This window comes from Caballeronia sordidicola, from assembly GCF_000729995.1.
Taxonomy (GTDB): Bacteria; Pseudomonadota; Gammaproteobacteria; order Burkholderiales; family Burkholderiaceae; genus Caballeronia; species Caballeronia sordidicola_A.
In genome coordinates this window covers 1-7,482 of record NZ_JNFG01000066.1, presented here as the reverse complement: position 1 = coordinate 7,482, position 7,482 = coordinate 1, and the positions used below count along the sequence as shown (strand labels likewise).

At 51.9% G+C, this 7,482-nt stretch carries 5 protein-coding genes; all 5 read right to left on the bottom strand.

The window, feature by feature from the left end:
- Window positions 1-505: 505 nt before the first annotated feature.
- Window positions 506-1,570: a hypothetical protein gene (locus tag FH08_RS0133275; protein ID WP_152602977.1), complete on the bottom strand. Its 1,065-nt coding sequence runs from the start codon at window positions 1,568-1,570 to the stop codon at window positions 506-508.
- 221 nt (window positions 1,571-1,791) lie between these two features.
- A complete protein-coding gene (locus FH08_RS0133270; protein ID WP_031362510.1) occupies window positions 1,792-2,766 on the bottom strand; it encodes a hypothetical protein in 975 nt (324 codons plus the stop codon).
- A 52-nt stretch (window positions 2,767-2,818) separates the two neighbouring features.
- The gene (locus FH08_RS49715) at window positions 2,819-4,255 is read right to left on the bottom strand and encodes a caspase family protein (protein ID WP_051888731.1); all 1,437 of its coding nucleotides are present in this window, start codon (window positions 4,253-4,255) and stop codon (window positions 2,819-2,821) included.
- Between the two features lie 78 nt (window positions 4,256-4,333).
- Complete coding sequence (locus FH08_RS0133260) at window positions 4,334-5,293, bottom strand: hypothetical protein (protein WP_152602976.1); 960 nt, start codon at window positions 5,291-5,293, stop codon at window positions 4,334-4,336.
- A gap of 152 nt (window positions 5,294-5,445) precedes the next feature.
- Entirely contained in the window at window positions 5,446-6,324 is an 879-nt protein-coding gene (locus FH08_RS0133255) for a glycoside hydrolase family 25 protein (RefSeq protein ID WP_081889656.1), read from the bottom strand.
- Window positions 6,325-7,482 lie beyond the last annotated feature (1,158 nt).

Genomic DNA, 7,482 nt, shown 5'->3' with positions numbered 1-7,482 from the left:
CGCCTTCAACGAATCGCTTCATGAGTCACCCGGTCTCAATGCGTTGATTCAGTTTAGGCGATCAATGCGTTTTCACACACCCTCGGCCGCGTGCTGCCCGACGCGTCGGGCGCATATCGACCCACTTCTGCCCGAGGCCGGATGTAGTGCGAACGGCAACTCTCAAGTCTCCAACGATCACTAGCGGCACTCCGTTTTTCAACTAGAATGCGGACGGCAAGCGCGGCGGATCACTCCAAGTCCGGTATGTGGATCAAGTTGGGATCGGCGTCAATATGCCAAGCCCAACGCACGCGACTACACGCGCTTCGAAACCATACGAACCGTAGTGTTTCTTATCGCTGGCAGACTCGACTTCTCCGCCTTCAACGCCGTGCACGCACCACTCTGGGCCCATTTCAACAGGTCGACTTGCCCGGCACCGTGTACGTCAAACACGTCCCACATTGAGTGCAGATGCTCGACACCATCGTCGGTCAGCGCCGGGCTTCTCGACCGACCGCCTTCATCGCCTCGCAAGACATGAGGCCATCGATTGCAGAGAAGCCTCAGTGTAACCGGCTTTGGACGCTGCCTTTTCAAGCGCTTCAACGGTGACCGGAACCTGCGCGACGATGCCTTTCATCGGAAGTTTAGCTTTTCCTAGCACGATCATAGTCACGCCACCTCTAATACCTGTGTATGCTCGGATATCTGCAGCCCCTTTCCGTTTTCCTTTCTCTGAGCACAAGTCGCCGTGCATGTCGGGGGCAGAGTTAAACGGAACCTCCAATCCAGATTCGTCGGGGCCACAGCGGTCCTTCAAGCCAATGGGACCTATTTTCGGCGCAGCTCGAAGCTCACCGTAGTGCAGATACTGATGTAACGCTATCGAGCCTTCACCAAAGCTCGGTCCCGTGTCGGCAACAATCGCAAAAGTCGATTTGCCTCGATAGGTTGCGTAAACGACCTGGCCGAGAAGTTCCGACTTCACTGTTGGTACGACGATGCTCGGTACCGCCGCGGAGTCAATATACTGCGTGGCGCCGTCCACGAGTTGGTTCAGATGGGTCATGGAAACGTAGTAGTTCGTAGTTCCGCCGCCGACAGTATCAAGCAGTTCTTTGCCTACACGAGGTCGCCCTTTGCCGTTCCCGATCACGTTCTTGCCCTTTCCGCACGCGACTAACTTCGCGTTGGGCGAGAAGGGCTCAACCTCAATTGCGTAGACGCAAAACTCAGGCGTACCAGGTCCGAACGCCCCCTTTTCAGCTTCGCGAAATTTCTCACCACAATTTGAGTTTTCTGACAGGCAGCTAACTTTGGGATTCCATTGATCCATTCCGTTCGAGATGTATGTATATCCATGGTCGCCTACCGTGTACGACGCCTTCGTCCCGTCAGGATTCACTGCCAGTGGACCAACAACTCCAACGCTCCCGTCTTCGAACTTCATTCCCGGAAGCCCACCGATGTCCGTTGATGCGGGACATGGTGCAGAAGCGGCAATGACGGATGGCCCGCATGCTTCAAATGCAAATATTCCGACGAGACTCGCAAACTTCTTGAGGTTTCTCACGATCTTTTTCACAGTCGTATCCCCTTTGCGGAAAGAAAAACGAGCCTAACAAGCCGTTATTTCGTACCCCGCGATGCTACTAATGTCCGCGTGCGGGCAGACGACAAGCGGGTTGTGACAAGATCTTTGTGAACCTTCTCGCGAACGCAATTCGTTACATCCAGCGTTGAGACGTTCGCTTCCAATTGGCTACTAAGAGGCGCTAGCATAATGCAGCTAACTCGCTCTCACCACTATTTTGCCGCCGCTGAAACCGCGCCGGGAGGATAAGCAAAGGTCTTCCGGGTTCCGTTCACGTAACCGTCGTCGAAAATGATGGTTCCTCGTCGCGATAGTGTATTCAACCTGAACTGGCTAGCGCCTCTGTGCGTTGGACTCAGGTTAGTCGCCACGAGATACGCGAAACACAGCAGATTTAAATCATCGTCGGCGACTTTGCGATCCCGCCACAAGTCAGCGTTCTCTCCTGCTTCCATGCTCTGCACCTGCTCGGGAATATCGCTTTTGAGATAATCAAGTATCTCAGTCATCACTTCGGCGTTACTGCGCTGGCCGCGAAACACCAATACTTTTTGGTAGTTTGCCTCTTCAGTCCACTTTCCATTGAAATTCAATGTATCCGTGAAGAACAGGAGTTCCCGGAAAGTTGGCGCCGCCCCCGCACCTCTTGCAGAAGCAGCCCACCATTGAGCGTATTGCCACCCTGCGTCGACGTTCGCTTTCATGGCCGCCTCCTGCTTACCTCTAACGACTGCAGTCTGCATTAGGTTGGCGACTTCCTTGGAAAACTTTTTGCCATCGGTTGTCCACTGTGCACCTCGATGGCCGCTGTCGCACGCCTGCTCGTTCTTAAACGTCTGAAACGCCCGCACGTAGTCCAACGGTTTTCCATAAGAAGCGGTAAACGCTGCATGGAACTTGTCGCCATATGTCGGCATGGCGCTTCGGAACTGATCGACGGGAATGTCTTTTAGTATCGTTTCCCACAGCGACCCCTTTCCAATATTCCACTGCAATACACCGGCGGACATTCCTTGGCAGTCGAAGTCGCCAACAACGCTCCCCCATCCCTGGCCCGATGTCTCGAACCAGGCGATGACATCGTTCGCGTATGGACGCCATTGATCCGGAGGTTGGCTTTGAGCGTAAGAACAGCAGTGCGTTAGAAAAAGGAACACTCCAACACAATTCGAAGCGATTTTCTTCATAAGTCCTCTTGCCTTCAGGCGTAACGGTCTCTTTCTCCGGATACCGGACAATTTATTCATGGAAGATGGATGCCTGATTATTAGCGACGCCAAGCCGAGTCACATCCAGCACTGAGTAATCCGGCAGCTCGTGCGCGACGATAGAAGTGGACAAACCTCCTAATTTGACTATTTCGGTTCGCTTTTCGTCTGGAAAAAGCGAACTCCACACCCAATCGTATGACGTACAGGCGCCGCTCTTGCCGAATCGCATTGATATATGAAACAACTTCTCATCCTTGAAAAAGAAGACAAAGTAGCTGTCAGGCGCGATGCAGTGATTGCCGACGCCATCAGGCAGGAGTGTGGAGACGAGAGAAGGTAGGCTGCTTACCGGTACCCAAAAATACCGGACGTCATCGTTTCCATACTCTCCAGCCCTCGGTAATCCAGTATATTTTGGGATTGCAAACGGTGCGTCGAGAGAATTATTTACGGCAATATAATTTTCACCAAAGGAGAATTTCCGATCGCCTATCGAAACGCCTCCTGAGAATATTTTCGCCAGACGGTCGACAGAGGGTTGGCTGGCAACGGGATCAACAAACAGACTGCGACCGGTCACGTTGCTTACAAAATAAAAATCACCACTAAGGGCAGACGCCGCAAGCCATGGCTCTTGCAAATCGTGAGTCGCATTCTTCACGTCAATACCTGTAGCATTAAATACCGCATACACGTCACGTCCTTTGACCCCGAGATTATGGCTAATCGCGAGAGCGAATGGGCCGTTGTTTCCGCTACCATCCTGCGCTACGTTGCCGGGTTGCGTGGCATACCAGATCATCGTCCCTTCAGGCCCCGACAATTGGGCCAACCCTCTCGACATATTCCCCAGTCCGCTGCCACCGAATGACAGTCCGCGCGACGCGAACGGATTATTTCTACACGCGTCCAGAATCAGAAATTTTAGCCTTACATTTGATTTGTTCAGAATATTCAGCAAATTTGTTGCACTGATCATCTGTTTCGGCACATCGGCGGCGCTACCCGGATTTGCATCTACTGGAACGAGGTAGTTCTCACCGTTGAGTTGAAGGCCGTGCCCGGCGTAGTAAATAGCGGCTACATCGGCAGACGCAGCCTGGGTGGCGAAATCGTTCACATCGCGTTGAAAATCCTGGAGGGTGAGGTCATGCACAGCACCGCCACCAATGAGTTGAAAGCCGACGCGCTGTAACGTGGCTCCAACGAGATCAGCATCGTTGCCAGGATTGGCCAAGGCCGGCACAGACTGGTAGTTGTCGTTTCCGATCACCAGGGCAACCATTTTAAGAGACTGGCCGAATACCGAGACGCTCGATAATATTGAAAGGCAAAATATAATTATCAGAAAAAAATTCTTATAATTAATTGATGATTTTATCATTGATCCACTGATTTTGGAATATGTGCCCTCGCACCCTGCGTCGCCAAGGGCTACATGCTTTGGAGTAAGCAGCATATTCATGTTTTTCTCTCGTTAAAATGGGCATCAACGCCAGAAAATTCTCGCCACAATCCGAGGCTGAATTGATTTCAGGCCGAACTACGATCCAATTGAAGCGCACGCAACAGCCTTCGTTGTCGCCAAAGAAAATGGTTTTTGCGCCTGGACCGACGCACTGAGGGTATTGAGATCCGTTGTCATGGTTTGCAGATCGTCGAAGTCGACGGTTGACACCGTGAAACCGCGAGCTGCACCGCCTCCAACCGGCGCGGGTACCGGCACAGGGGCCGGGGCGGGAGCGACTTGGGCACCGGCGCCCTGTCCCGCACTATATTGAGTGACCAGCGCGACGGCAGAACTCCAGTTCACAAGCGCACCTTTGGTTGCGGCATACACTCGCGCATCGATCTGATTCAATGTATTCCATATAGATGCGCCACTTTGGTTATATGCGGTTATCTCGGCTTTGGAACTCGCCAACGCCGTCTGCCCGAGAGAAACAGCCGTTTCCGCATTGCTTATTATTTTTTTATCTGTATCCGTAAGCGTGCCTGTATTGAGTTTCTGAATCGCCGCGGAGATCTCGGCGATCTGCGAATTCAAATTATCACTGGCGGATTTTATGCTGGAAAATGTATTATTTACTCCGGCATCACCTGGATCAAATGCGAGCGCCGCCAGATATAAACAACTCGTTTGCACGGATCCAAGCCGGTATGCGTCGATCTTTGCCTGCGCATTGACCGTGTTGGAAACCAGAGTTAATCCGCCCGCCCCGATTCCAATCCCCGCAAGCAAATTCCCCCTCGCAGCGCCATGAGAAAATACCGCGGCCGCGACACTGCCAATCGCCAGCAGCACAATAGGCACGTCATAAGCCGCGGTGCTGTATTGAAATTTAGATGCCGCATTGAGGTAGTCAGATTGCCGCGCCGTCACCGCCTTGAGCACATCGGGCAGTTTTGAAGGATCGGTATACGGAAGCGGCTGGACACTGCTGCAGCCAGTCATAGTGATGGCGAGTAACCCATACACGCCAAGACGGCAGATGCGGGACATATGCTCCCCCTTGGTTCTTCTTGTACATTGATTGCGCTACTGGTGCTTAGCGAGCGGTCAGCGCTGGATTGGAATACCTTTTTTTGGACGACGAAGGAACCCTTCCTACGTGGCGACGAAATCTACGCCTGGCGTAGTATGTTCCGCCGGAGTTATTGGCCCGCATTATTAAACAGGCTAAGGTCTGCCTGCCTCACGATCGTGGCGTCAATTCCTTTTGTCAAACCGGCTGCTTTGATGCTCCCGCGATCGGTCATCTGCCACAAAGACCACTCAAGGTTCTTTGGCGAATTGGGTGCCTCCCTCCCCAGACTCTTATTTGTATAATCGGCAACCCATATTTTATATCCGCTAAATTCAGGACTGACGCCAATCCGTGAATTCCACCAGATGGAATTGGTATAGATAATAGGCCGTCTGTGAGTTTCCGCTTCGACCTTGGTCAACCATACGTTAAGTTTATTTACGATTTCCGTACGGGACAGATTTACCCATTGGTCAATTTTTCCGCCCTTGGCATCCAATACCGGCTTTCCATTTTTAATGAGAAAATCCCATTCCACATCGACGCAAGGTGGCAGGTCGGCCGGAGCCAGAACCCCAATCGTTTTGATAAAATTATCGGCTTGCAGCTCAGCGGAATCGTTCGCAGTTAGAAAGTGATAAGCGCCGCGGCGTATCAATGTCTTCACTTTATCTAAAGCACTCCAATTTGAATCGAACTTGGGATCGTAACTCCTGTCACCTTGCGTCGCCTTGACGAAAGCAAATTGCACGTTTTGCCCCACCACGCGTTGCCAGTCGATGCCCCCCTGGTAATGGGACACGTCGATCCCAAATACATCGCCGGCGCGCGTGTCGTCGGGAAATCGAAACACGGTAGGAAATGCCCGTATACCCCCGTGCAAATTTTGAGCATAGAGAGCCAGTTGATCTCTGGATAGATCGTTCGTCAGAGGGATGCGATCTTGCGCTAACGCATTGATTGACAGCAAATCACAAAAAATAAATATCCAAACCTTGAGCATCATATTCTCCTTATTTTTGAAATATTTTCACTTTTATAAAGAAAATTAGACGTCTATTTAAAATTACTCTTTTTCAACCACCCGGCCGATGCCGCAACCAGGTCGGAGAGTGCGAATCAGCGTCCCGGCAATATACGTATGATAATTGCCAGCAAGGCAACCGCGATTAGAGTATTTTTTAGCGTTTCTTATTGGCGATCGGCGCTCGCACCCACTCCCTCACTATTCTATAAGAATTCGGCAGATCGGCAATTGTTAATCAGGATAGACGTTCAACGAACGTTGTGAAAGGGAAATCAGCAATCGTGTTTTAAGTGATTGCCGCTTATCCCGTCGGATATAAGCAATTAATACATTTCGCTATAGAGGAGTCGCTGCTTCGATCCTGACAGCATGCGTGGATAAGTCGGCGGAATGGGACGAAGGGTTGGGTTATGTCGTATAAGAGATGGGCGGTACTAGACGTCCAGGAAATCCGAGCTGGTTTTGACGTTTTGAGCATGTTTGCGGCGGACTCGACGCCAGGCGAGGGGTTGTTAAACGTTTTCGACGCCGGATGGGAACATTGCCGAGTTGGAAGCTTGCCGACTAACATAGCAGCAAGGTTTGTGATCGTCGGGGAGACGCTCGGGATAGAGGAGGACGCATTGGTCCGGCTTACACTCGACGTGATGAGGCCGAGTGACGAAATTGTGGGTATTCTGGCGGGACATACGCGGCAACCCGAATCAGGATTTGACGCCTAGACGCGTCGCTCGATGCGGTGTGTCGTTCGAGGTCGCGGAGTTGGTGCGGGAGTTCCGCGTGCGTTCTGGCGACGCGCACCTTAAGACTTTATCGGATCGAATTCCGGCAAGTTTGTATCCTTTGCTTCCACGAATGTTGGAACACGACCCGTAGCCGCCTCATAAACGCAAACACCTGAATGTCGGCCTCGGCCGAAGACGCGGCGCACATTGTCGATGTCGAATGGCCGTTGACGGAGCGGAGCAGCCGTACGAATGTCCAAATGTCGGCCGCGACGAATGACTCTTCATGGCCCAGAGTGTGTCAAAACGCTTTTTTGAAGAGCTAAAATCTCTCATCCGGTAACGGGGGTGAGCGAGATGAAACGGTTTGTTCAAGGCGACAATCGTACGCAAAGCTTTCTTCTTCCCGAAG